This is a genomic window from Gemmiger formicilis, from assembly GCF_016901605.1.
GTDB classification, from domain to species: Bacteria; Bacillota; Clostridia; order Oscillospirales; family Ruminococcaceae; genus Gemmiger; species Gemmiger formicilis_B.
Window position 1 is genome coordinate 1 of the sequence record NZ_JACJKP010000333.1, and the last position, 1,012, is coordinate 1,012.

Consider the following 1,012-nt stretch of genomic DNA (forward strand, 5'->3'; position numbering starts at 1 on the left):
TTTGGGCCCGGAAAATCTGGATTTTCTGAAAATGTACCCGGTTTTTCGTATACATTTTTGGGCACAAAACGCCTCTTGCAAGCCTTATTTTTACCAAGAAAGGAAGCGTATTGTCATGGCAGAAAACCAAGCCCAAAACCCACAGGCTGAAAAAGTAATCGCTCTTTCAGCCAGTCTGCTGGAACCATTTCAGGGGCATCCCTTCCGGGTGGCCAGCGGCGAGGAAATGGAACAACTCAAGGAAAGCATCCGGGAGTACGGTGTTCTCTCGCCGCTGCTGGTCCGCCCCCGTGGGGATGGTCGCTACGAGATCGTCAGCGGACACCGCCGCAAGGCCGCCTGCGAGGCCCTGGGCATCACCGAACTGCCGGTACTGGTCCGGGAAATGACCGACGATGAGGCGGTGATCCTGATGGTGGACAGCAACATCCAGCGGGAGCATATCCTGCCCAGCGAGAAGGCGTTTGCCTATAAGATGAAGATGGAAGCGATCAGAAGGCAGGCCGGTCGGCCAAACAAGAATTCCCGACAAGTTGTCGGGAATATTGAGTCGGCAGATATAATTGGTCAAGCTGTAAATGAAAGTGGCCGCACCGTCCAGCGTTACATCCGCCTGACCCACCTGATCCCTTCCATCCTCCAGATGGTGGACGAATACCAAATCGCCTTCAATCCGGCGGTGGAGATTTCCTACCTGACCGAGGAACACCAGAGGATGCTCAAAGAGGAGATGGACGCCTGTCAGGCCACCCCGTCCCTGACCCAGTCCCGTACCCTCAAACAGATGAGCCAGGCGGGAACGCTGACCCGTGAATACCTGCATCACCTACTCACCGAGGAAAAGCCCAACCAGCGGCAGAAGTTCTTCCTCAATCAGGAGGACGTGCAGCGATATTTTCCCAAGCACTACACCCCGCAGCAGATGCAGCAGGTCATCATCCATCTGCTCCACACCTGGCAGCACAAACGCGGCTACAACAAGGACACACCGGAACGCTGAAGGAGGCACACC

The 1,012-nt window shown here is 55.5% G+C and carries 1 protein-coding gene; it reads left to right on the forward strand.

Annotated features, from left to right (window positions below):
• Window positions 1-115 precede the first annotated feature (115 nt).
• Window positions 116-1,000, forward strand: coding sequence for a ParB/RepB/Spo0J family partition protein (locus H6B10_RS14670; RefSeq protein WP_204652271.1), 885 nt, complete (start codon window positions 116-118; stop codon window positions 998-1,000).
• The last annotated feature ends 12 nt before the right edge of the window (window positions 1,001-1,012 follow it).